Origin of the sequence: Flectobacillus major DSM 103, from assembly GCF_000427405.1 — a bacterium.
GTDB lineage: Bacteria > Bacteroidota > Bacteroidia > Cytophagales > Spirosomataceae > Flectobacillus > Flectobacillus major.
On record NZ_KE386491.1, the window covers coordinates 4173521 to 4198347 of the forward strand.

At 38.0% G+C, this 24827-nt stretch carries 16 protein-coding genes; 12 read left to right on the forward strand and 4 right to left on the reverse strand.

Translation table 11 applies throughout. From position 1 onward, the window contains the following. Positions 1 to 460: 460 nt before the first annotated feature. Together FLEMA_RS0144130 and FLEMA_RS0144150 are read right to left on the reverse strand one after the other, a co-directional pair. Positions 461 to 1444 carry a ribonucleoside-diphosphate reductase small subunit gene (locus tag FLEMA_RS0144130; RefSeq protein WP_026996871.1) on the reverse strand — a complete coding sequence of 328 codons (984 nt, stop codon included), beginning with the start codon at positions 1442 to 1444 and terminating at the stop codon, positions 461 to 463. Positions 1445 to 1875: 431 nt separating this feature from the next. Then, positions 1876 to 3117: an MFS transporter gene (locus tag FLEMA_RS0144150; protein WP_026997942.1), complete on the reverse strand. Its 1242-nt coding sequence runs from the start codon at positions 3115 to 3117 to the stop codon at positions 1876 to 1878. A gap of 359 nt (positions 3118 to 3476) precedes the next feature. Here FLEMA_RS0144150 and FLEMA_RS72555 point away from each other — a divergent pair, with 359 nt between their 5' ends. From FLEMA_RS72555 to FLEMA_RS72575, 5 genes are all read left to right on the forward strand, one after another. Further along, positions 3477 to 4079, forward strand: coding sequence for an RNA polymerase sigma factor (locus FLEMA_RS72555; RefSeq protein ID WP_144080141.1), 603 nt, complete (start codon positions 3477 to 3479; stop codon positions 4077 to 4079). A 197-nt stretch (positions 4080 to 4276) separates the two neighbouring features. Next, a complete protein-coding gene (locus tag FLEMA_RS72560; RefSeq protein WP_052354205.1) occupies positions 4277 to 5413 on the forward strand; it encodes a FecR family protein in 1137 nt (378 codons plus the stop codon). Positions 5414 to 5601: 188 nt separating this feature from the next. Continuing rightward, complete coding sequence (locus tag FLEMA_RS72565) at positions 5602 to 9021, forward strand: TonB-dependent receptor (protein ID WP_229359499.1); 3420 nt, start codon at positions 5602 to 5604, stop codon at positions 9019 to 9021. Positions 9022 to 9160: 139 nt separating this feature from the next. Further along, entirely contained in the window at positions 9161 to 10681 is a 1521-nt protein-coding gene (locus FLEMA_RS72570) for a RagB/SusD family nutrient uptake outer membrane protein (RefSeq protein ID WP_159102717.1), read from the forward strand. A gap of 101 nt (positions 10682 to 10782) precedes the next feature. Next, positions 10783 to 14055, forward strand: a complete 3273-nt coding sequence (locus tag FLEMA_RS72575; protein ID WP_052354207.1) for a VCBS repeat-containing protein — start codon at positions 10783 to 10785, stop codon at positions 14053 to 14055. 3 nt (positions 14056 to 14058) lie between these two features. Here the strand turns inward: FLEMA_RS72575 and FLEMA_RS76980 are convergent, their stop codons facing one another. Continuing rightward, positions 14059 to 14220, reverse strand: a complete 162-nt coding sequence (locus tag FLEMA_RS76980) for a hypothetical protein (protein ID WP_159102718.1) — start codon at positions 14218 to 14220, stop codon at positions 14059 to 14061. Positions 14221 to 14360: 140 nt separating this feature from the next. Between FLEMA_RS76980 and FLEMA_RS72580 the strand changes: the two genes are divergently transcribed. From FLEMA_RS72580 to FLEMA_RS72600, 5 genes are all read left to right on the forward strand, one after another. After that, positions 14361 to 15623 carry an efflux RND transporter periplasmic adaptor subunit gene (locus FLEMA_RS72580; protein WP_044173017.1) on the forward strand — a complete coding sequence of 421 codons (1263 nt, stop codon included), beginning with the start codon at positions 14361 to 14363 and terminating at the stop codon, positions 15621 to 15623. 134 nt (positions 15624 to 15757) lie between these two features. Further along, the gene (locus tag FLEMA_RS72585; RefSeq protein ID WP_044173019.1) at positions 15758 to 16435 is read left to right on the forward strand and encodes an ABC transporter ATP-binding protein; all 678 of its coding nucleotides are present in this window, start codon (positions 15758 to 15760) and stop codon (positions 16433 to 16435) included. A 62-nt stretch (positions 16436 to 16497) separates the two neighbouring features. Then, positions 16498 to 18906 carry an ABC transporter permease gene (locus FLEMA_RS72590; protein WP_044173022.1) on the forward strand — a complete coding sequence of 803 codons (2409 nt, stop codon included), beginning with the start codon at positions 16498 to 16500 and terminating at the stop codon, positions 18904 to 18906. A gap of 178 nt (positions 18907 to 19084) precedes the next feature. Continuing rightward, the gene (locus tag FLEMA_RS72595; protein WP_044173025.1) at positions 19085 to 19747 is read left to right on the forward strand and encodes an ABC transporter ATP-binding protein; all 663 of its coding nucleotides are present in this window, start codon (positions 19085 to 19087) and stop codon (positions 19745 to 19747) included. Positions 19748 to 19963: 216 nt separating this feature from the next. After that, complete coding sequence (locus tag FLEMA_RS72600; RefSeq protein ID WP_044173027.1) at positions 19964 to 21460, forward strand: S41 family peptidase; 1497 nt, start codon at positions 19964 to 19966, stop codon at positions 21458 to 21460. Between the two features lie 137 nt (positions 21461 to 21597). On the opposite strand, the gene FLEMA_RS0144635 is transcribed toward FLEMA_RS72600, so the two are convergent. Further along, positions 21598 to 22938, reverse strand: a complete 1341-nt coding sequence (locus tag FLEMA_RS0144635; RefSeq protein WP_026996886.1) for an aspartyl protease family protein — start codon at positions 22936 to 22938, stop codon at positions 21598 to 21600. 353 nt (positions 22939 to 23291) lie between these two features. On the opposite strand from FLEMA_RS0144635, the gene FLEMA_RS72605 reads away from it, so the two are divergent. After that, positions 23292 to 23717 (forward strand): hypothetical protein, encoded by a 426-nt coding sequence (locus FLEMA_RS72605; RefSeq protein ID WP_144080142.1) that lies wholly within the window; start codon positions 23292 to 23294, stop codon positions 23715 to 23717. A 279-nt stretch (positions 23718 to 23996) separates the two neighbouring features. Further along, positions 23997 to 24758: a triose-phosphate isomerase gene (gene tpiA, locus FLEMA_RS72610; RefSeq protein WP_044173031.1), complete on the forward strand. Its 762-nt coding sequence runs from the start codon at positions 23997 to 23999 to the stop codon at positions 24756 to 24758. Positions 24759 to 24827: the final 69 nt, after the last annotated feature.

Here is a 24827-nt window from a genome sequence, read left to right on the forward strand (position 1 = left end):
TAATATTAAAATAAAACAATTAATATTGTATCTGATTGATACAATGATTTTTTCTTAATGTCTAAACGATTCAAAGGTGAAATTTTATGCACAAAGGGTAGGAATTCAAGTTTTTACTCGTAGAAAAGTGATAGAATTTATAAAAAATAAAACAAAATGCCGTGTCTGTCTACCCTATTTATTTGAGAAATTTGGTTTTTGAATAAAATTTTATCTAAAACATAAAGTACAGAAGCTCAAAATAGGCAAAATATCCGGCCCTTGACTCGTTAATCAAGAGATTTTTTACGATAATCAATAACCCAATCTATCCAAATCAATTAATACCTCCCCGTTAAACAATCGACGGTTTTTAGCGGGGTTTTCACAATCGCAAAACTGAGTACAGCTTTAATACTAAAACAAAAAAGGCTCAAAACACTACTGTTTTGAGCCTTTTGATATATAGCAAAGCTAGAATCTAAAAATCTTCATCCAAAGAAAACGACATTGTTTCTTTTTCAGACATAACGCCTGATTTTTGGTATTCAGCCACACGTTTTTCAAAGAAGTTAGTTTTACCTTGTAACGAAATCATTTCCATGAAATCGAATGGATTGGTCGCATTATAATGTTTTTTACAACCCAAAGATACCAATAAGCGGTCGGCAACAAATTCGATATATTGACACATCAAGGCTGCATTCATACCAATCAACGATACTGGCAAAGCATCAGTCACAAATTCTTTTTCGATAGCCACAGCATCCAAAATGATTTCATATACTCTTGATTGAGGCAGTTGGTTTTTGATGTGGTCGGTATAAAGCAAACACGCAAAGTCACAGTGTAAACCTTCGTCTCTTGAAATCAATTCGTTTGAGAAAGATAAACCTGGCATCAAACCACGTTTTTTCAACCAAAAAATAGAGCAGAAACTACCCGAAAAGAAGATGCCTTCTACGGCTGCAAAAGCAATTAATCGTTCAACAAAGCTGTCGCTACTAATCCAGCGTAAAGCCCATTCAGCTTTTTTCTGTACACACTCAATGGTGTCGATAGCTCTTAGCATTTTGTCCTTTTCTACAGGATTTTTGATGTAAGTATCAATCAACAATGAATATGTTTCAGAGTGGATATTTTCCATCATAATCTGGAAACCATAGAAACATTTTGCTTCAGCATATTGTACTTCCGAAAGAAAGTTTACCGCCAAGTTTTCGTTGACAATACCATCTGAAGCTGCAAAGAATGCTAAAACGTGCGAGATAAAATGTTTTTCATCGTTATTAAGGCGATTTTCCCAATCGTTGGTATCCTGAGACAAATCTATCTCTTCGGCAGTCCAGAACGATGCTTCAGCTTTTTTATAAAATTGCCAAATATCATTATGTTTAATCGGAAATAGCACAAACCGATTAGGGTCTTCAATAAGTAAGGGTTCTAATAGAGCTGTCTGTGACATGGTATTATTAAGTAAGTTTTCTAGTTATCTGAAAAACAATGAGTTAATGTAAAAAATAAACAATTAACGAAGGCAAATATATAGTTGGAAAATGCTTTGCTCTGTTGTAAAATTATGAAGATTTAGTGTAAGTTTCTCTTTGTTTTTGAAAATAAAGCCAAACAATTTTATAACCTTCAGATTATGAATGATAAGCAACTAATTCGTGACATTCTTGCTTCATCAAGCCTTTATAAGCATATCGACTTATGATTTTGAGTTGCTCATTAATGACAAATTGTAATGAAAAATTGTTTCATACTTTGGCCTAATATTTTCAAAGATAGTCATTGCAACTTGAATATAGCAGGTCTTTTTCAGATACTTTTGGGTATTCCAAAGTGTGTCCAATATTAGAAAATAATAGTTACATTTTACCCGACAAATACCTCCTATTGTGAGTTGCTAACAGTATAATTTGCATCTATTTTGAGCCAAAGAATCGAGCCGATTACCAATAATAAACCTATGATCATTACAGGGAAAAAATACCCCCAAGTAGTAGCCAAATAGCCAAACGAAACGGTATTGATATAAGCCCCAATTAACCCAGCCGAGTTCATAGCACCCGAAATCGTACCGCTGTTTTTGCCGCCAATATCCATAGCAACAGCCCATGCCACAGGAGCTGTTACGTCCATTGTTGCCAAGCCAACCGATAATAAAATTACAGCCAAAGTATTATTGGTAATAAGGGCGGCACTAATCAACGAAATTCCTGATAGCCCCAAGCCTATCATTGGAATAAGGCGACGACCCCATTTTTTACCATATTTTTTTACAGCCCAGTCGCTCAGAACACCACCCAAAAAACACCCAACAGCCCCCAAAATAAAAGGAGCTGACGACATAAACTTCAAGTCTTCTTCCGAAATGCCACGACCTTTTTGCAGATATTTTGGCATCCAGCTTTGGAAAAAATAAGCACCCGACGCATAACAATAATACATGGTTAAAAGAAACCAAAGGTTTTTATGATTAAGCATCTGCCAAACAGATTGTTTGGGGGTGTGGTCTTCGAGTTGTCGGTTTTCTAGAATATATTGTAGTTCTTCTTTTGAAATATCATTGGCTTGTGAAGGTTCTTCTTTGTACCAGAAATACCAAAAAATCACCCAAATCAAACCCACAGCACCCAACACATAAAACGAAGTTTGCCAGCCAAAATTTTGCTGAATAGGAATTACCAACAAAGGCGTAAGACCTGCCCCTATGCGAGACGACGCCCAGATAAGAGCCTGAGCTTGCCCTCTTTCAAAAGCAGGAAACCACTTGCTTAGGGCAATCGAAATATTGGGATATGCCCCAGCTTCGCCAATACCAAACAAAAATCTAACAGCAAGCAACATGACAAAACCTGTTGAAAAACCTGTTAATACCGTAAAAACAGACCACCAAAGTACTACCCTAATCAATAGCTTTTTGGCACCCAACCTGTCGCCCAGCAAGCCTGTAGGCACTTCAAATATACCATAAGCAAGGGTAAATGTGCCTAAAATCCAGCCCCATTGTACTGCACTAAGGCCAAGGTCGTTTGAGATCCTTTCCCCTGCTGTTGAAATAGCAATACGGTCGAGAAAAGTAATGGTTGAGAGAATCGATAATACTAATAATACTTGGTGACGTTTTTTCATAAGTACTTGATACAGATCGGTTAAGGGTATACAAGTTCTAAAAAAAAGCGATACAGCACGAAAGTATCTCTATATTAATTGTCAGGAAAATACAAATGTGCTATAGTTAAGAATGTGTGCAAACATTTGCCTAAATAATTTTAGGGGTTTTCTTGAAAAATGTTTGCCTATACAAATTGTACTTTCTTGCTAAAAATAGACCAATAGAGGTATTCTGATGTTATTTTCTGAAGAATTATGAAATCATACTTTTGTCCTGACACAGCAAAATGATTAGGTATCAATATAGAAAATGTTAACTAATTGCTAAAAAATAGTGTTATTTGTAGTGATTAGAGTATGAAATCTCTCCGTTTTCTATGAATAATATAAAAAAAATATCAAAAGAGCCGAATGACGATTGGCTGTGGCAACGCTTCTTGGCAGGCGACAAACAGGCATTTGGGGAATTGATGAACCTTCATGTACGCACATTATTTCATTATGGTTCTAAATTTTCTAAAGACAAAGAGTTTATCAAAGACTGTATTCAAGACCTCTTTTTGATTTTATGGGAAAGACGCAACAATCTGAGTAAAGATATTGCCGTCAAACCTTACCTTATGGCATCGTTGCGTCGTCATATTCACCGAAATGCTAGTCAAGTAAAAGTAATGGATTTTCCTAGAGAAGAAGGTGTGGATACCTTCGATGTGGAGTTTTCGGTAGAGGATAGATTTATAGCCAATGAAATGTCGCTAAGTCAAGCCCAACGGATTTCAGAATCACTTAATTTGTTGCCCAAGCGGCAAAAAGAGGTAGTTTATCTTAAATATTTTCAAGGGTTAGACAGAGAACAGATTTCGGATATAATGGAAATAGCCCCCCAAACGGCTTCTAATTTATTACAAATGGCTATTCGGCAGCTCAAAACATACTGGAAGGTAGAAATAACCTTATTGCTAATGATGATTTGTGGATAAAAACTTAGGTGTTTTATACAATATATAAGGTCGGTGGAATAGTATTCTACCGACATTTTTATGAAATATCAATTCAGATATTAACTATTAAAAATACATCTTTAATTTTTTTTAGAAATTTTTTAATTTTTTATGGTATCTGTGCTTATGTTTTGTCTATCGTATTATATAAGCACTATTTCTTTTGTGTATCAACAATGAACAAATACTTGACATATAGTCTGGATGATTTTATTTGGGACGATTTTTTTCGTTTGTGGGCACTTGCTCCTACACGAGAAATAAGTGCATGTTGGGAATGGTGGCTAAATGAATATCCTGAAAAACAAGATATTGTTAATGCTGCTTTACAGGCCATTCAGCAACTCAAGGTAAGGGAAGAAGATATTAGTTCGCAGGAAATTTCCTTATTGATTCAGAAAACGCTTCATCAGATAGAAGAAAAAAAGGAAGATAGCGATTCAATAGAGCTTGAAGATTATTCTTCAAGTATTTGGCAAAATACTACTTTTTGGTGGAATTTGGCAGCATCAGTAACTATTTTGGTAGGCTTTGGCTGGTGGGTTTGGAGCAATAATTTTCAGCAGAATCGTAATGTAGTGACTTATGAGAAAATGGTATCGAATACCGCACAGAAACTTATCGAAACCAGTAATGAAACCAATAAGCCATTGCCTGTAGAGCTGAGCGATGGGAGCTTGGTGATTCTTCAAAAAGGTAGTCGTATAAGTTATATGTCGCATTTTGAAGGCCAAAATCGAGAAGTATTTTTGTCGGGCGAGGCATTTTTTGAAGTAAGCAAAGACCCCTCAAAACCTTTTTTGGTATATGCCAATGGCCTTGTTACAAAAGTATTAGGCACAAGTTTTAATATTAAAGCTTATGACGACGACCAAGAAGTAACCGTAGAAGTAAATACAGGCAAGGTGTCGGTATTTGCCCAGTCGGATCCACAAATTAAAGAAAAAGCGAGTAATCGAGAATTAGAAGGTGTAGTGCTAACCCCGAATCAGAAAATTATTTATGAACGCAATGAGGTTCGGATGGTAAAAGCTTTGGTAGAAAGACCTACCATTATTGTAGCCAATAATGAAAAACTTAAATTTGAATTTGAAGATGCACCTGTCAAGCAAGTTTTTGAAGCCTTAGAAAAAGCCTATAGTGTAGATATTGTTTTTGATGAAGATTTGATGGCCAATTGCCCGCTTACCGCATCATTGACCGACTTACACTTATTTGAAAAGCTAGATATTATTTGTAAAGCCGTAGAAGCTCATTACGAAATTTTGGATGGCCAAATAGTGATTTATAGCAAAGGATGTAAAACTAACTAAACTTTTTAACTCATTACAAACGCTTCGATGATAACATAAAAGCCTTATTAAAGTCAAAAGTCGGCAATGTTCCAGCATTACCGACTCTCTAAAAATCCCATCATGGTTCCAGCCAAGTATCAATCACATAAGTGATTGAGAGGGATTGTTTTGTCAATTTGTTTCATTTATCAAAACATTTCAAATGTATGAAAAAAAAGTTACAAATCCATAAGTTACTACTTACGGCTATGCGTATTTCAATTCTTCAGGTTTTCCTAGCCGTATGGTTTGTAGGAACAACCTTTGCTAGCGACAGCAGAGCACAGTCAATTTTGAACCAAAAAATTACTCTTTCGGCCCAAGAGCAAGAGGTGAGGAGTTTGTTGAGCCAAATAGAGAAACAAGCCTCTGTAAAGTTTGTGTTTAGTTCTAAACTTATTCAATCCAATAGAAAACTGAAGGTTGACATGCAAAACGAGTCGCTTTCAAAGGTATTGGACAACTTGCTCCGCTCGCTTCGTTTGACCTACGAGGTGTCGGGTAATATTATTATCCTGAATAGAATGGACGGCACAGAAGCCCGTACTACTATTTCAGATGCTAATCAATCTTTGGCAAACCCAAACGCAGAAATGGTAGAGCAAACCGTTTCGGGAAAAGTAACCGATGAAAGTGGTGATGCTTTGCCAGGAGTAAACGTTTTGATAAAAGGCTCGCAAAGAGGGGTTACTACCGATGGTAAAGGTCAGTACAAAATCACTGTAGATGACAACGATGTATTGGTATTTAGCTTTGTAGGTTATACCAAGCAAGAAATACCTGTCAACAAAAAGGCTGTTATCAATGTGACTTTGGCTGTTGATACCAAAGCTTTGGAAGAAGTAGTAGTAATTGGTTATGGTACTGTAAAGAAAAGTGACTTAACAGGTTCGGTAGCTTCTATTGGTAGCAAAGAAATTAAGTCAATGCCAGTAACGTCGGTAGATCAAGCTTTGCAGGCTCGTGCTACAGGTATCAACGTTGTACAAGCTTCGGGGGCTCCGGGTGGTAGCTCTACGGTGCGTATTCGTGGGTCAAACTCTATCAACAGTGGTTCAGAACCTTTGTATGTAATTGATGGATTCCCTGTGTACCCAAGCAATAGTACGTTTTCGGCAGGTGGCGACCGCCAACCTTCCAACATCATGGCAACAATCAACCCAGGCGATATTGAGTCGGTAGAAATTTTGAAAGATGCTTCGGCTACTTCTATTTATGGTTCGCGTGGAGCAAACGGCGTAGTATTGATTACAACACGACGTGGTAAATCAGGAGCAACCAAAATTGATTATGAAGGCTCTCAGTCGTTCCAAAATATTGCTAAAAAAGTAGATGTACTCAATGCTACAGACTATGCTCGTTATCAAAACCTCCGTGCTCAGTCTCGTAACCAATCTATTCCATATCCAAATCCAGAACAATTTGGACAAGGTATCAACTGGTTGGACGAAATCTCACGCCAAGGTGCTATTATGAGCCACCAATTAACATTTTCGGGTGGTAGCGACAAAACACAATATGCTTTGATGACAGGTTATTTCAAAAATAATGGTATTATTAAAAATACAGATTTTGAAAGAATCAACGTTCGTTTAAACCTTGACTCAAAATTCTTGAATGATAAACTCCGTTCGGGTAGCAGCTTTTTCTTCTCTCGTACAACTACCAACGCTATTCCTACCGACCGTGGAGGACCAGGTGGTGCTATTATCACAGCACTTGGCCAGTCGCCATTGAAAGGTATTTATAATGCCGATGGTACTTATGCTTTAGATTCTTATGACGGTCGTTTTGTGGTAAACCCTTTGGCTGAAGTAGTTGAAATTATCGACAACGACAAAACAAACCGTTTCTTAGGAACTACCTATTTGCAGTATGAACTCATGAAAGGCTTGAGTATTAAATCAAGCTTTGGTGTAGACTTGATTAATACCAACCGTTTTACGTTTTATTCTCGCCAAACAAGATTGGGTCGTCAAAACGATGTTGACCGCACCGATGCCAACCGTACTGTAGCCAATTTCTTGAATGAAAACACGGTTTCATATAATACCAAAATTGGTACAGACCATTCTTTCGATGCTATTGCAGGTTATACTTACCAAACTGATGACAACCGCTATTTTGGTATCAACTCAAGAGGTTTCTTGATTGACGATCCTAACGTTGCCAACCTTCAGAATGGTTTAACACCTCAGATTCCATCATCTTCAAGAGGACAGTGGACACTTCAATCGTTTTTGGCTCGTGCCAACTACAACTACTTGGGTCGTTATTTGTTGACTTTGACTTTCCGTCGTGACGGTTCTTCAAAATTTGGTATCAACAACAAATGGGCGAACTTCCCATCGGTAGCACTAGGCTGGAGACTGAAAGACGAACCTTTCATGAAAGATGTAACCGCTATCAGCGAAGCTAAAGTACGTGGTAGTTTTGGTATTACGGGTAACTCCGAAATTCCAGTGTATCGCTCTTTGGCTGGTTTTGATGTTACCAACTATATTATCAATGGTGCATTGGTTTCGGGTTTATCTGAAAACCGTGTATCTAACCCAGATTTGAAATGGGAGACTACCAAACAATTCAATGTTGGTTTGGATTTAGGTTTATTAAACAACCGCTTGAATATTACAACTGATTATTTCTTCAACACTACACAAGATTTGTTGTTGAATGTAGCATTACCAACTAGTACAGGTTTCCGTTCTTCGTTCCAAAACTCAGGTTCGTTACAAAACTCAGGGTTTGAGTTTGCAGCCAACTGGGTAGCTATTGACAACAAAGACCTTAAATTAAGTTTGAATGGTAATATCTCGTTCTTAGACAACAAAATTACCTCGATTGGTTCGTCAGCTCCATTTTATGCCGACAGCCCAAGTGGTCACTTAGGGGTATTTGGTAGCCGTGTAGAAGTAGGTTATCCTATTGGTACTTGGTTTGGTTACAAATATGCTGGATTATGGCAAAACGAAGCCGAAATCAACTCTAGCCCAAGCCGCCCAGGCGACAAGCCGGGTTATCCAAAATACGTAGATATCAATGGCGATGGTAAGATTGATTTAGGTGATGTAACGTTCTTAGGAACACCTAATCCTGATTTTATTTGGGGTTTCAATGCTAGCTTAACTTACAAGAAAGTAGATGTATCCTTGTTCTTCCGTGGCTCGCAGGGTAACAAAGTGCGTAACTTACAACAAGCCGAAATGGCCGATGGTGTAGGTAACTACAACCAAGTTGCTAATATCTTAACCGATTCGTGGTCACCAAGCAATACCAGTGCTACTCGTCCAGTAATTGATGCAACACGTGAATTTGCCAACTATTTCCGTCGTTCAGACTTCTTTATCGAAGACGGTTCGTTTGTTCGTTTGCAAAACGTTTCAGTAGGCTATCGCTTGCCAACTACCAAGTTTTTGCGTAGTGCACGTGTATATGTAAGTGGACAAAATGTATTGTTGTTTACAAAATACAAAGGATTTGACCCAGAAGTAAATAACGGAGGACAAAGCAACTTGAACCGTGGCGATGACTACGATGCTTATCCACGTCCTCGTACTATTACAATGGGTGTGCAATTAGGTTTCTAAATTGCTGAAGAATGGATTGCAGTTGTAGAACTGCAATCTATGAACAAAATGCCAAAACTTTTGCATCAAGCTACTGAGTACATTTTGCTTGATGATTAACATTTTAGATTCATTTTTGAAGTTAAACCTTCTTTATTATATGAAAAATTCATTCAAACGTCCTTTTCTCTACCTTGCGTTGGCAGGAGGTCTTAGCATGGTGACAGTAGGTTGTAAAGATTTGACCGAAACACCCGATTTTGTTAGTCCCGATAATTTCTATAAAACCGCTAACGATGCTGTTGCAGCCATCAATGGTGCATATTTGCCCATCAACGACGAGTGGTACAGTAACCCTTACAACCGTTCGGTATTTGATTGTGCTTTGGGTATTCAGTTTGGTTATGAAAAAGGTCCTTTATATTACCAACAAGGGGGCTATGTAGCATCCGATGAATATATTGATTCATATTGGGCTCAAAATTACCGTGGTATCAACCGTACCAATATTGTATTAGACAAGCTTCCAGGTGTAACAATGGATGCCGAATTGAAGAAAAGAATTAGTGGCGAAGCTCATTATTTGCGTGCTTTTTATTATTACTGCTTGGTGGTTTATTTTGAAAACCTCCCTGTTGTTGACAAGCCTACTCGCAAATTAGGGGAATATGTTTCAAACGAAAATGGCAAAAAGAAAGCTCTTGATTTAATTATTGCCGACTTGAAAGCTGCCGAAACAGAACTTCCTACAACTGTTGCAACTAGCGATGGCGGTCGTCCTAGCAAATGGGCTGCAAAAACATTGTTGTCAAAAGCCTATTTAGAAACAGCCGAATGGCAGCTAGCAGCCGACAAGGCCAAAGAGGTAATTGATCAGAGCGGTTTGACATTGTTTGAAAACTTTGGCGATAACTGGGCTGTTGCAAAGAAAAACCAAGGAGAAAGATTATTTGAAATGCAGGCTAATTTTGATGTAAACCCTAATATTTACCAAAATTTGCACGCTCACTTTACCCCAACCGATTGGGATGGCTCTGACCCTAATAGCAATGTACCTGGCGATGGCGTAACTGCAGCGGGCTGGGCCGATGCTTGGATTGTAGGTGCAGGTAATTTCCATGATTTGTTCACCACAGGCGACAAACGTATTCCTGTAACTTTTATGGAAAAATATCGCTCAAAAAATGCTAATGGCGAATTTGTAACTTATAGTAAAAGTGCCAAATCTCCATTTGTAGCACCGGGTAGCTCAGACAGAACTTTCAACAATGTGATTTATCAAAAATGGATTGAATATAACATTGGAGGATGGCAAAAAACCAAGAAGAATATTACTCTTCTTCGTTTGGCCGATGCTTATTTGGCTCATGCCGAAGCTTGTGCAAAAGGTGCTAATGGCGATGCCTATTTTAGCTTGAACAAAATCAGAGCACGTGCTGGTGTAGCTCCATTATCGGGCTTGTCGAAAGATGCTCTTGTTAGTGCTGTTTTAGATGAAACCTTGCGTGAATTTGCTGGCGAAGGTTGGGCTTTTCCAACTTTGCGTAGATATGGCAAAACAGCCGAGTTTATCAAAAAATATACAGGCCGCACAGTCGACGATGCCAAATATCGTTTGTTGCCAATTCCTGCTGTAGAGTTGAACGCCAATCCTTTGGTAAAACAAAATACTGGTTGGTAAAATTTGTTGATTATAATTGGTGAATAAACCCCGTAAGACAAATACTTCTTGCGGGGTTTTGTATTCAAATCGATGCACTTGGGCATTTTAACTATTATATTATGCTTAGTATAGCCCGTAAAGCGGTAAAATATGTAGGTCTTGTAAGTATTGGCTTATTAGTATCTTGTGGTTCAGATTCGGAAATGTCTTTTGTGAAAATTGCTCCCAATGACTCAGGTATTCTTTTTACCAATACCGTTGTCGAAAATGATTCTGTCAATATGATTGATTATTCGTATTTGTATAATGGGGGAGGTGTTGCGGCTGCCGATTTGAATAACGATGGCTTACCAGAGTTGTTTTTTACTGCTAATCAAACTACCTCTCGACTTTATATCAACCGAGGAGGAATGAAGTTTGATGATATTACCGAACAAGCAGGCGTACAAACAGACGGCTGGTGTACGGGTGTCACCTTTGCCGATATTAATGTCGACGGTTTGTTAGATATATATATATGCCGTTCAGGAAATACTTCGGCGGGTTTTAGAAAAAACTTACTGTACATTAATCAAGGTATTGATAATATAGGCATTCCACATTTTATAGAAAAAGCCCAAGAAGTAGGTTTGGCCGATGAGGGTTTTTCTACCCAAGCCGCTTTTTTTGACTATGATAAAGATGGCGACTTGGATGTATATGTGATGAATGCTACCAATTATGACCGAAATCCTAATAGAATCAAGCCTATCCAAAAAGATGGAAATAGCATAGCCAACGACCATTTGTATAGAAATGATTCTAAAGATGGTAAAATGATATTTGTCGAAAATGCTAAAAATGCCCATATCCTCGACGATGCCTGGGGGCTTGGATTGAGTATTAGCGATGTCAATAACGATGGTTGGGAGGATATTTTTGTTAGCAACGATTTCCTTGCCAATGATTTATTGTATATCAACAACCATGATGGCACTTTTACAGAGCAATCTCCAAAAGCTTTTGGACATACCAGTCAGTTTTCGATGGGAAATGATATTGCCGATATTAATAACGATGGCTGGAAAGACATTATGACCGCCGATATGCTACCCTTTGAAGATAATAAACGAAAACGCATGGCTGGAACATGGACTTTCGAGACTTTTCAAATGGCTACCGAAAATGGCTATACCCCTCAATATATGCGAAATACCCTTCAGCTCAACAATGGGGTAGATAAAAACGGAGCATTGTATTTTAGCGAAATCGGGCAGTTGGCTGGAGTATATGCCACCGATTGGAGTTGGTCGCCAATGCTTGCCGATTTAGACAACGACGGTTGGCGTGATTTATTCATTTCTAATGGTTATCGCCACGATATTACCGATTTGGATTTTATTTCTTATAATGCCGAAGCTCAGTTTTCGGATGCCAAAATCAAAGATTTAGCCAAAAAACAACCAGATTATAAAACCCTGAATAGAGTTTTTAGAAATAACCAAGACCTTACTTTTCAGGATAAAACCCTTGACTGGGGTATCGACGAACCTACTTTCTCGAATGGTGCTATTACTGTCGACTTAGACAATGATGGCGACTTGGATATTGTTACCAACAATATCGACGAGCCTGCTGGTATTTATTTGAACAAAGCCCCAAAAGAGACATCCAGAAATTTCTTGAAAATTCAACTTAAAGGAAATGGCCAAAATACTTTTGAATTAGGAGCCGAAATCGAGCTTTTTATAAATGGACAAAAACAGGTATATCATCATAGTGTAACGCGTGGGTATCAGTCTTCAACCGATTATGTAATACATTTTGGTTTGGGGGCTTCGGCTATGGTAGATTCCTTGAAAATAAGGTGGTCGGATGGAAGTGTGCTGACAAAAACTAAAATAACAGCCAATCAGACTTTGCTCGTTAAAAAAGAGCAAGCTTTTGATTTACAACTAAATCCTGCTTGGCTAAAGACTACCCCAAATGAAGAATTAGTTATTGGTGATACGGAAATATCATACAACGATTATTCTCGTGAACCTTTTTTACCTCATCAATACGCCAATCAAACACCCAAAATGACCCACGGAGATATAAATGCCGATGGCCTGGAGGATGTTTACGTTTGTGGAGGAATAGGGGCAAATGGCACTTTGCTTATTCAGCAGAAAGATGGAAACTTTATTGCCCAAAAAATCAGGTCGGTAGCCAACAATAAGGAGGAGGCCGATGCCCTACTGTTTGATGCTGATGGTGACCACGATTTAGACTTATATTTGGCTATGGGAAGTACTGAAAACCCTGCTGGGTCAAAAGAATACCAAGACGAACTTTGGCTCAACGATGGAAAAGGCCATTTTGTGTTAGCTGAAAATAGGCTACCCGTCGAAACCGAAAGTGCCTCTTGTGTACGAGCAGCCGACTTTGATGCCGATGGCGATTTGGATTTGTTTGTGGGTACAAGACGACAAGTCGGCGATTATCCTGTAGCAGGCAAAAGTATGCTGTTGAGAAATGATAAGGGTATTTTTCATAATATTACCCCACCTTTTTTACAGCAAATAGGTCTTGTTACCGATGCTCAGTGGCAAGATACCAACCATGATTCCTATCCAGAACTTTTTATTGTGGGCGAGTTTATGCCTATTATGATTTGTGAAAATACCAAAGGAATATTGAGCCCTAAAGTTATGGACAAAACATTTTCTGATAAAAAAGGCTTTTGGAATTGTATCAAACTAGCCGACATCGACCAAGATGGCAATTGGGATATAATAGTAGGTAATATTGGACTCAATAACCGCTACCATATAGATACCCAAAATCCTGTAAAAGTATATTGGGGCGATTTTGATAACAATGGGCGAAAAGAGCCTTTAACCACTTATTTTATCAATGGTAAAGAAAGATTAGCCCATTCTCGTGACGAATTGACTCGCCAACTCAACGGGTTTAGAAAGCAATTTCCCAACTATGCCAGCTATGCCCAAGTAGATTGTCATGCTATTGTCGACAAGGCCGAAACTCTTGTTTCGGAAGTCAACTTTGCAGCATCTTGTTGGCTCAAAAATCAGGGCGATGGAACGTACCAATGGATTCCTTTACCCAAAATAGCACAGATAGCTCCAGTAAAAGATATGCTTCTGACAGATACCAATGCCGACGGCTGGCTCGATATACTATTAGTTGGGAATGAATATGGTACCGAAACCTCGCTTGGCCAAAATGATGCCTCTGTAGGTATTACCCTGCTTGGAAGCAAGCAAGGATTTAGGGCTTTGTTGCCAACACAAAATCCTATTAAAATACAAGGTGATGCCCGTGGAATTGTTTCTGTCAAAAACCCTAATAAGAAAAATACTATTTTGGTGAGTAAACACAAAGGACTTGTACAGATAATTCGTGAGTAAGAGTCAGAAAAGAAAATAGTAGTAAGTAGCTTCTATATCAAAAAGTGTAGCGGCGGTTTTACCCGACCAGAAGACATAAGCTTCTGTTGTGGTAAAATCGCCGTTTTTTATGCCATAAACACAGTGTATCTGTATTAGTTCAAAAGCGAACAAAAAGTGTATCATATCCGAACACCTGATTTTTATCTATAAATATATATATTATTGATTTTGAGTTATTTATGTTTTTGGCACAATCTTGTTTAAGTAAAATAACATAGAACTTATGACAGCAAAATCAGCATAACAATTTAAGAAACAACATCATGGATAGAGTTATAGAAAAGAAGAAGTGGCCGATAAAGAAAATCCTTCCAATAGCAGGAGGCGTTGCATTGGTTGGCTTAATCGTGGCAAGTTACTTAAACACAACAGGCAATAGCAAATTGAATGTTGAAGCAGACAAAATCATGGTTACAGAAGTAACTAAGGGCAACTTCCAAGAATTTATCCCTATCAATGGTGTGGTAATGCCAATTCAAACGATTTACCTCGATGCCATCGAAGGTGGACGTGTAGAAGAACTATTTGTTGAAGACGGCTCGATGGTAACAAAAGGACAGCCCATCATGAAATTAGCCAATTCAGATTTAGAGTTGAGTTTGGCTAATCAAGAAACCTCTGTATTTCAATTACAAACCCAAATGCAATACACACGCAATTTGGATGCACAGGCTACTATCCAATACCAAAATAGTCAGGCCGATATTGATAATGCTTTGGCCGAAGCCGAGCGAGTTTACAAGCTGAATGAAAGACTTTTCCGTGAGAAAGTAATTGCCGAACAAGACTACAAATCGTCGGTGAATACCTATAATTATCAGTTGAGAAGAAGAAAACTGGTAAGCCAAACCCTTCGCCAAGACTCGGTTACGTCGATGCAGCAGGTGAATCAAATGAAAGAAACTATTACTCGTAACCAAGCAACATTGGCCTTGATGCGTAAAAAAGCCAGTGACTTGGTGGTGAAAGCTCCTGTGGCAGGACAACTAACCTCAAGAAATGCAGAAGTAGGTGAGTTAAAATCGAGAGGTCAGCGATTGGGACAAATAGACGTACTGAGTGGATTTAAAGTAAGAGCCGATATCGACGAACATTATATTTCTCGTGTATTTATTGGCCTAATGGGCGAGTTTACGATTGGCGATAAAACCTACAAACTCAAAATCAAAAAGGTGTATTCGCAGGTAACAAATGGCCGTTTTCAGGTTGATATGGAGTTTGTGGGCGAAGTGCCTAATAATATCAGACGTGGACAAACTTTACAGATACGTCTTTCATTGGGCGACGAAACCCAAGCCGTATTATTAGCAAAAGGTGGATTTTATCAGCAAACAGGAGGTAACTGGATATTTAAAGTAGGTGAAAATGGACAAAAAGCCTACAAAGTAGATATTCAATTGGGTCGCCAAAATCCTGAATATTATGAGGTATTGAGTGGGCTAAAACCAGGCGATAAAGTAGTAACGTCTTCTTACGAAAACTATGGCGATATGCAGGAGTTGGTCATTAAAAAGGAAAAGAAATAGCATTTTACTAGAGCTCATTTTTAAATCATCAGATTATGGCAACGATTCTATTTTGGCTATTGATTCATTCAATCATTACGCTAGTATATAGCATATTCTAACAATACATTTAAAGACCTTTAACAACTAAAATCATGCTAAAAATTACCAACCTAGAGAAAATCTATCGTACAGAGGACATCGAGACTATCGCTCTGAACAAATTAAATATTGATGTAAAAGAAGGCGAATTTGTGGCTATTATGGGGCCATCGGGTTGTGGCAAGTCTACTTTGCTAAATATTATTGGCCTGCTCGACGATGCCGATACAGGTAGCTTCTTGTTCAATGGCGAAGAAGTAATAAAATACAACGAACGCAAACGTGCCGATTTAAGAAAACGCAATATTGGCTTTGTCTTCCAAAGCTTTAACCTTATCGACGAATTGACTGTTTACGAAAACGTAGAACTTCCTTTGTTGTATTTAGGAATTGATGCTACCGAACGCAAACGCCGAGTAGAAGAAGTATTAGAAAAAGTACAGATTATGCACCGTCGCAACCACTTCCCCCAACAGCTTTCGGGTGGTCAGCAGCAGCGTACAGCGGTAGCTCGTGCGGTAGTTAACAACCCCAAATTGATTTTAGCCGATGAACCAACAGGTAATTTGGACTCTAAAAACGGTAATGAGGTAATGGAGTTATTAATTAACCTAAACGAAGCAGGCACAACGGTAGTAATGGTAACGCACTCAGAACACGATGCTCGTTACGCACACCGTATTATTCGGATGTTGGATGGCCAAGTAGTGGTAGAAAACGTATTGTCGTAATTCTGAGTTGTTAAAGTAGCTTATCTATAGATCATTATTTTTTGTCAAAAACTACAATAATTATGTTCAAGAATTTTTTTAATACAGCCCTCCGTACATTGCTCAAGCATCGTAGTTATACGGTTATCAATGTGCTGGGCTTAACCCTTGGCATTACAGGAGCTATTTTGATTTTTTTGTTAACAAAGTTTCATTTGAGTTTTGACACATATCATGCTAAAGCCGACCGCATTTATCGGATAGTAACCGAATTTCATTTCGATGGCGTAAGCCATTCGCCAGGAGTACCCCGGCCATCGGCAGGGGCTTTACGCAACGACTTTCCACAACTTGAGCAAGTAACCATGGTGCAAGGAGGTAACGATGCAACGGTTTTGGTGCCAAATCCTGCCAATCCTTCTACTCCTAAAAAGTTTAAGGAAGAAGAAGGAGCACTATGCTATATTGAACCTAACTATTTTAAAGTTTTTGATTATCAATTGCTCAAAGGCGAATATTCTACAGGGCTAAAACAGCCCAACAATGTAGTTATTACACAGGATATTGCCGAAAAATACTTTGGTACAGCCGACCCTATCGGTAAAACCTTTCGGATAGATGCCAAAGTAGACCTAAAAGTAATTGGACTTATTGCTAATATTCCTAACAATACCGATCAACGCTATAAAATTTTTGCCTCTTGGGATACCCAAAAATTTAAAACATCTTTTGCCGAAGATATGAAGCACTGGGGGAGTGTTTCGTCAAATACACATTGTTTTTTGGTTTTGCCACCCAACTATGCTGTCGAACAGCTACAAAAACAGTTATTGCCTTACCGTAAAAAATATCATGGCAATGATTACCAAACATACAACTATATATTACAAGCCCTAAAAGAAAGGCATTTTGATAGTCGCTTTGATGGCAATATCTCTTTTGAAATACTAATAGGGCTTTCGCTAGTGGGTTTGTTTTTGATTATTACGGCTTGTATCAATTTTGTTAATTTGGCTACAGCACAAGCTCTGAAGCGTTCTAAAGAAATTGGCGTTCGTAAAGTATTAGGTAGTACAAAATCTCAATTGTTTTGGCAATTTATTGTTGAAACAGCCTGTATTACTACTATTTCAGTTATTTGTGCTATTATTTGTGCCAAGCTCGCTTTTGCTCCTGTCAATGACTGGTTCGATGACCTTTCGGGGTATCAAATGTCATTTTCAGCCCTTTTCGATGCACAAACGATACTTATTATCATCTGTTTGACCATTGTTATCATTATATTCTCTGGGTTTTATCCAGCAATTGTTTTGGCGGGCTTCAACCCCATAGTAGCCATAAAAGGAAAAGTGAGTACTCAGAATGTAGGCGGTATTTCAGTACGAAAAGGATTAGTAGTAGCTCAATTCATGATATCGCAAGTACTCATTATTTTTATGATTGTAATAGGCTCGCAAATGAGCTATTTTAAACAAGCCGATTTGGGCTTTCATCATGAAGCCATTGTAACAATACCTTTGCCAACAAACGAAAAAAACAAAACTGAAACCCTCAAAAACGAAGTGGCTCGTATAGCCGACGTTAATCAGTTAAGTTTACAGTTTACAGCACCGTCATCTAACTCAAACAATACTACTAATTTTAGGTTTGATACTCGTCAAATAGATGAAAAATTTCAGGTAAATACCAAAGTAGGCGATGTCAATTATGCCAAGCTATACGACTTGAAATTTGTAGCAGGCAAAAATTTTGCTCCAAGCGACACCATGCGTGAGGTAATTGTGAACGAAACCTTAGTGAAAAAATTAGGTGTGAAAAAACCTGAGGCAGTGATAGGAAAACGCTTACAAATTTGGGGTAATTGGATGCTAATAGTGGGTGTGCTGAAAGATTTTCATGTAACCTCATTAAAAGACCAAATAGATCCTATTGCTATATTTTCGAGGGCCGATAATTATACTTCAATGGCCGTAAAAATCAACCTGAGCCATACCAATACAACCATGCAGGCTATTGAAAAGTATTGGAACACAGCCTACCCCGACTATGTGTTTGAGTATGAATTCTTAGATAAAAGACTTTCTGAGTTTTATAACTTAGAAGAAGCCATTTTAACACTTATTCGAGTATTCTCTGCTATTGCCATTATTATTGGTTGTCTTGGATTGTATGGGCTAGTGTCGTTTATGGTAACTCAAAAAACCAAGGAAATAGGGGTACGCAAAGTATTGGGTGCAAGCCTTAGCCATATTTTGTGGCTTTTTGGAAAAGAATTTGCCAAACTCATAGGTATAGCTTTCTTAATAGCCGCACCACTAGGTGGATGGATTATGCACAATTGGCTACAAGATTTTACCTATCGTATATCTTTATCAGTCGATGTATTTGTGTATGCTATTGCTATTACAGCAGGTATTGCATGTATTACTGTGGGGTATCAGTCTATTAGGGCTGCTTTGGCCAACCCAGTGAAAGCGTTAAAATCTGAATAAACCTTTTAATCTAGGTGGAAAAATGATTTTAAAATAGCTTATCAAACACAAGGCTATATCATACTTACGGGCCTTTTGCTTGGCTGAGCGTTGGCCTTACTGTTTGGGCTATTAGTCGCTAAAAGCAGCCTTGGCCAACTCAATCAAATCATTAAGAACCGAGTAAAACCAAAACACTATGATTCAGTTAAAAAATATTTTTCGTTGGTATAATTCAGGTGCCAATCGTGCATTTGTTTTACGAGACATCAACCTGAATATCGAGCAAGGCGAGTTTATATCTATTATGGGGCCATCAGGTTCGGGGAAATCAACACTTTTACATATACTCGGTATGATGGACGAACCCAACGAAGGAACTTATGAGTTTTTGGGTGAATCAGTATTACAGCTTAAAGAAAAGCAAAGGGCTGCTTTGTACAAAAAGCATATAGGATTTGTATTTCAGGCATATCATTTAATAGACGAACTGACCGTTTATGAAAATATCGAAACGCCTTTGTTATACCAAGGAATTGGCTCGTCAGAACGAAAATCAATGGTGGCTGATATTTTAGATAGATTCAATATTGTTGGGAAAAAAGATTTATTTCCTAATCAATTATCGGGTGGTCAGCAGCAATTGGTGGGTATTGCACGTGCAGTTATAACCAAACCCAACCTGATTTTGGCCGATGAGCCTACAGGAAACCTCAACTCCAAACAAGGCGAAGAGATAATGGAACTCTTCAAAATCTTGAATCAAGAAGAAGGGGTAACTATTGTACAAGTAACGCATTCTGAGAAAAACGCCGCTTATGCCAATCGCACTATCGAGCTATTGGACGGACGAATTGTATAGCATAGCCAATACTTTTTATGAGGACAAACAAGTAAAAACTGCCTAAAAATTGTTTTTTGAATCAAAACTTACCGCTCAATAGAATACCACGCTAGTGAAGGGGGGATTTCAAAACCTTTTTGGTTCATTTAAGGAAGTTTATGAGTATTTTTGCTTGCTGTAAAGGAATACACGTGTTTTCTTTACTTATTCTTAATTTTTTGTCCCAGAAAAAGCATGAGGTTGTTAAGTATAATACTGTCATTTACGCTACTCTGTTGGTCGCAGTATGTAAAAGGACAAGAGGCTACGTTTTATTCAGAACGAAAATATTCAAAAGTAGAGTTAAGAGCTGATTTTAGGTTTTTGAGAAGGATATTAGAGGAGGCTCATCCAGGGCTAGGCAAATACACTTCAAAAGAAGCCATGGATGGGGCTTTTGAAGATACTTATAAAAAAATAGGAGATGAAATGACCGAAAAGGAGTTTGGGCTATTGTTGAAACCCCTCATTATCAAGATTCGATGCGGGCATACTGACCTCCTATTTTCGCCAGAAATGCGAAAATTTACCCGCATTCAGAATCGAGCATGGACTATTCCTTTTTCATTTTTTATTCAAGGCGATAGGCTATTTATAGCTAAAAATGAATCTAACGATGCCTCTATCGAGCTAGGTACAGAAGTACTAGCTATAGAAGAAAATACAGCAGGAAAGATATTGCGAACATTACGCAAATACCTTCCAGCAGATGGCTACGGCGAAGCCTTTAAAGATGCCACCTTAGAAGCGGGTTTCTTTGAAGATTACTATATTGATATTTTTGGAGGAAAAGAACAATACCACTTTACCCTCAAAAATCAACAAGAAACACGCATTGTTTATCCTGAATTAAAAGCAAAAAGCATTCCTAATCGTTTGCCAAGGCTATCGAAAGAAGACGAGCTGGCAAGGCGATTGAATCGTTTAAGAAGCCTAACGTTTCCGACCGAAGTTAGCTCAACGGCAATACTCAAAATATCGAGCTTTTCTTACGACGATTATGAATCTTTCTTGATGACCCATGAACGCTTTTTTCGAGAAATTGAGCAAAACAATATCACTAATTTAATCATTGATTTAAGGCAAAATTCGGGAGGAAATCATGAAATAGCCTTGGATTTGATGAAGTATCTGGCCGACAGTACTTTTGTTCTTACGGCTCATGCCGAAGCACCAGTATTAATTCCATCGTTTATTGTAAATAATGACGTGGAGCAACAAGATGCCAACCGAGCTTTTTCAGAAAGAATTGTAAAGAAATGTGGCGAAGGTACGTATTGCTTGAATATTCCATCTGTAGGAAAACATAAGCCCTACGAGCAATATCGTTTTAAGGGTAATGTGTATGTACTTATAGGCGAGCAGACTTTTTCGGCAGCCTCAAGCTTTGTTGCAAGTCTAAAAGCACAACGAAAAATTACCTTGGTAGGACGCGAAACTGGAGGAGGTGAAGAGGGGTGCAATGGTGGTGTTATCTCGACAGTGGTACTGCCTTATTCAAAGCTAAGGCTACAATTTCCTCATTTTAGAATTACAACTGCCCTCAAGTCGCTTAATATTGGGCAAGGAGTAAGCCCCGATGTAGATGTACAATATACCATTTTGGAAAGGCTCAATAAAGTTGACCTCGAACTTACTCGAACTTTTGATTTAATCAAAAAAACAGAATTGAGTAGGCTAGGTACAAAATAGAAGCAACATTTCAGCATAGCTGAGTAAAGATAAATTTAGTTTTGGTTTAAGTGAGTTATAGTCGCATCGTGATATTCACGATGCGACTTTTATGTTTGATTACGTAGCTAATTTATTGGTACACAATTAGGGTCAACTTATATGACTCGTCTGAGAGTCAGGGTTGTTACAATTAATTCAGGCCCTCTTTTTATTACAAAATTGATAGGTTTTCCTTCCCCTTTCTGGAATAGTTTATAGATTTCGGTAATAGTAATATCTTGCGATGATTTGTTGTTGATAAACAGTACACGGTCGCCTTCTTTAAGCCCAGCCATTTCTGCTGGCGAATTTTGTTCAACTTTTTCAATATGAAATTCATGGTAGTCTTTACCTTTGGCCATCAGTTCAAGCCCAGTCATATTGTGTTCAAAAGGCTCTTTGAGGCGTTTGTTTGAGGTTTTTAACACAATATATGAATCACGATAATTAAAAGTAATTTTAAATCGCCTCAAAAACTCACAGCCAATATTACCGTTGCGATTCATTGCCGACAAGCCAGCCCTTACCTTGTACGACGAACTGTCGGGAAAAGATGCTACTAGATTTTGGAGTGTATATTTCCCAATTCGGAGCTGTTTTACACGGCCAAGCTTGCCATTGATAATCCCACTAAGCCCACGTCCTAATTGAGCATTTACAAGTTTTTTGGGTAATACAATGCCATTGCTTTGGTTGGCATCCAACGATATAGCATGGCCAGCCCCAGTATCTAAAATAACCTTCAATGGTAATGTTTTTGAGCTATCAACAAGCTCCATCATGTTGAGATAAGGCTTATTGTCTTCAATAGTTATAGGAAAACGCTCGCCTTTAGAAGGTTTATATTTATACGTTTCGGGGTTTTGAATAATAATCTGATGAGCTGCAAAGTCGATAGTAACAACAAACCGATTAAATAAGTCATAGCCAATAATTCCGTGAATAGGTCGGCCTACAAATTCGCTCAGCTTGAGCATATCCGAACTCAGGGTAACAATATTTTGGCGATAGCCCGTAACCTCACCCAATAGAATGGTGTTGTTAAGAATAATACTGGCTTCGAGGTCGCCGCCTATGCCAGCACCTGCAAGTTTTACTTTGCGAACTCCCTTTAATTGCTGTTTTTGTAGACAAGCAGGATCTGTGACAATAATCGAACTTACACCTGTGTCTAGGATAAAATGTAGCGTGTCAGAATTGTTGATTTTTAGTGGAATAATAATCAGATTGGCTTGAAGCTCGAAGGGGATTTTAGACACCTTTCTTTTCTTAGAAAGCTGAAAACCAAACTTTTCCTCTTGATTTGTATCATTGTTTGAGCCTGAAATATTGTTGTTGTGTGACCAATGCGAATGACTATTCGTCAATACTGGGTAGTTTGGAAAAGCAAATAGCTGGCTGTTATATGCCAATAAAATGACCAGCCAAAGAAATCTTGTGATTTTTAAAGTTTTCATATCCTTGTCTGTTTAGCATATACCTAATTTACAGGATATTATCAGAAAATGCAAATATTTTTCCTGTAAAAAAACAATTTTAAATTTGAAAAATTATAGCACACTTGGTTTTATACAAATCACTAATGTAAAATAAAAATTGAAACTACACATAACACAATCTAGTTGAAGTATTTGTTAAAAGTTGAAAGTAGATAAAAGCAACTATATATATTGATGATATTACTTTTTGCTTGTTAACTTTGTGTTTTGCCAGAATATACTTGTATTCAGTGAAATAACGCTCCGCCAAGGTGCATTAAGGAGATTAGATAAAGTAGTTGTGTTAGTTTCCCATAAAAAACCATAATATCATGCCCAAAGTAGTTAAATTATGCTTAATGTGCTCAATCGTTAGCACAACATTGCTTTCTTGTGTAAGTAATCAAAAATACAAGGATTTATTGCAAGACAAAGACCGACTGGATGTTAATGTTGAGCGAGCACACAAAGAAATTCGAGAGTTGAAAGAAACCAAAATTGTGCTTGAAGACCAGATAAAGTATAAAAATACGGAAATCACGAAGCTAGAAGCACAGGTAAATTCGATTAAAAAACAAGCCGATGCAATGGACAAACGTTTTTCTGAGCTAGATGAGCAAATGAAAAAAATGAGTACCGAATTAGACCATAAAAGGTCGGAGAGTGCTCAGCTAGTGGCTAGCTATGAAAGAAAAATTACAGAATTACAACAATGGGCCAATAAGCTTAAAACTAAAAAGAAAGCTAGAAAAAAGTAAAATAGGAACGAAGGTACTTGAAGGGTTTTTGATCAGACCGCCTCTTTGGTGCTATTTATACGGTAGTTTTCTTTATAGAAAGGGGTTCTTATAAGCCCTAATTCAAAACCTCATGAAATAATTGAGGTTTTTTTATTTTGTATCCTTCAAGAAGATAATTTTAGTACATAAATTTGTAACTCAAATAAATATCAACCAAAAAACAGTTGTCTAAAGAATTTGATGATACTTCATACCGATGAATATCATACTTATCTCTCCCCGACTATCTTTAAAATAATGAGAAAAAAAATCGTTGCTGGTAACTGGAAAATGAATAAAACAATGGAAGAAGCGTTGATTTTAGCTTCTGAAGTTGCAAACATGGTAAAAGACGAAGTGTCGACAGATGTAACTGTCGTGATAGCTTCGCCTTCTTTGTATTTGAGTACTTTACAAAAATATGCTGAACCAATCGCCAATTTGAGTATTGCCGCTCAAAACTGCCACCAAAAAGCTTCTGGTGCATTCACAGGCGAAATTTCAGCTCCAATGTTGAAGTCTATTGGGGTGGAGTATGTAATCTTAGGCCACAGCGAACGTCGTCAATACTTTGCCGAAACAAACGAGCAATTGGCAGAAAAAGTAAATATCGCTTTAGAAAACGGTTTGACTCCAATTTTCTGTTGTGGAGAATCTCTAGAACAACGTGAAGCAGGTGGTTTCTTAGAATTTGTAGCTTCTCAGTTAACCGATAGCTTGTTCCATTTGTCGGCTGAAGATTTTGCTAAGGTAGTAATCGCTTACGAACCAATCTGGGCTATTGGTACAGGCGTTACGGCATCGTCTGCTCAAGCTCAAGAAATGCATGCTTATTTGCGTGGACACCTTGCTACGAAATATGGTCAAGAAATCGCTGACAATGCTTCTATTTTATACGGTGGAAGCTGCAACGAGAAAAACGCTCCAGAATTATTTGCTTGTGCCGATATCGACGGTGGGTTGATTGGCGGTGCTTCATTGAAATCTCGTGAATTTACCAATATCGCAAAGTCATACTAAGTCTATGAATGTGTTTGAATGAGCAGTCTTTCTATCAAATACATTTGTTCTTATAATTATCAAAAAGCT

What these genes read in the sequence shown, in the direction of transcription:
- FLEMA_RS0144130 (WP_026996871.1), bottom strand. Translation starts at nt 1,444, where the DNA reads ATGTCACAGACAGCTCTATTAGAACCCTTACTTATTGAAGACCCTAAT.
- FLEMA_RS0144150 (WP_026997942.1), bottom strand. Translation starts at nt 3,117, where the DNA reads ATGAAAAAACGTCACCAAGTATTATTAGTATTATCGATTCTCTCAACC.
- FLEMA_RS72555 (WP_144080141.1), top strand. Translation starts at nt 3,477, where the DNA reads ATGAATAATATAAAAAAAATATCAAAAGAGCCGAATGACGATTGGCTG.
- FLEMA_RS72560 (WP_052354205.1), top strand. Translation starts at nt 4,277, where the DNA reads ATGAACAAATACTTGACATATAGTCTGGATGATTTTATTTGGGACGAT.
- FLEMA_RS72565 (WP_229359499.1), top strand. Translation starts at nt 5,602, where the DNA reads ATGAAAAAAAAGTTACAAATCCATAAGTTACTACTTACGGCTATGCGT.
- FLEMA_RS72570 (WP_159102717.1), top strand. Translation starts at nt 9,161, where the DNA reads ATGAAAAATTCATTCAAACGTCCTTTTCTCTACCTTGCGTTGGCAGGA.
- FLEMA_RS72575 (WP_052354207.1), top strand. Translation starts at nt 10,783, where the DNA reads ATGCTTAGTATAGCCCGTAAAGCGGTAAAATATGTAGGTCTTGTAAGT.
- FLEMA_RS76980 (WP_159102718.1), bottom strand. Translation starts at nt 14,220, where the DNA reads ATGATACACTTTTTGTTCGCTTTTGAACTAATACAGATACACTGTGTT.
- FLEMA_RS72580 (WP_044173017.1), top strand. Translation starts at nt 14,361, where the DNA reads ATGGATAGAGTTATAGAAAAGAAGAAGTGGCCGATAAAGAAAATCCTT.
- FLEMA_RS72585 (WP_044173019.1), top strand. Translation starts at nt 15,758, where the DNA reads ATGCTAAAAATTACCAACCTAGAGAAAATCTATCGTACAGAGGACATC.
- FLEMA_RS72590 (WP_044173022.1), top strand. Translation starts at nt 16,498, where the DNA reads ATGTTCAAGAATTTTTTTAATACAGCCCTCCGTACATTGCTCAAGCAT.
- FLEMA_RS72595 (WP_044173025.1), top strand. Translation starts at nt 19,085, where the DNA reads ATGATTCAGTTAAAAAATATTTTTCGTTGGTATAATTCAGGTGCCAAT.
- FLEMA_RS72600 (WP_044173027.1), top strand. Translation starts at nt 19,964, where the DNA reads ATGAGGTTGTTAAGTATAATACTGTCATTTACGCTACTCTGTTGGTCG.
- FLEMA_RS0144635 (WP_026996886.1), bottom strand. Translation starts at nt 22,938, where the DNA reads ATGAAAACTTTAAAAATCACAAGATTTCTTTGGCTGGTCATTTTATTG.
- FLEMA_RS72605 (WP_144080142.1), top strand. Translation starts at nt 23,292, where the DNA reads ATGCCCAAAGTAGTTAAATTATGCTTAATGTGCTCAATCGTTAGCACA.
- tpiA (WP_044173031.1), top strand. Translation starts at nt 23,997, where the DNA reads ATGAGAAAAAAAATCGTTGCTGGTAACTGGAAAATGAATAAAACAATG.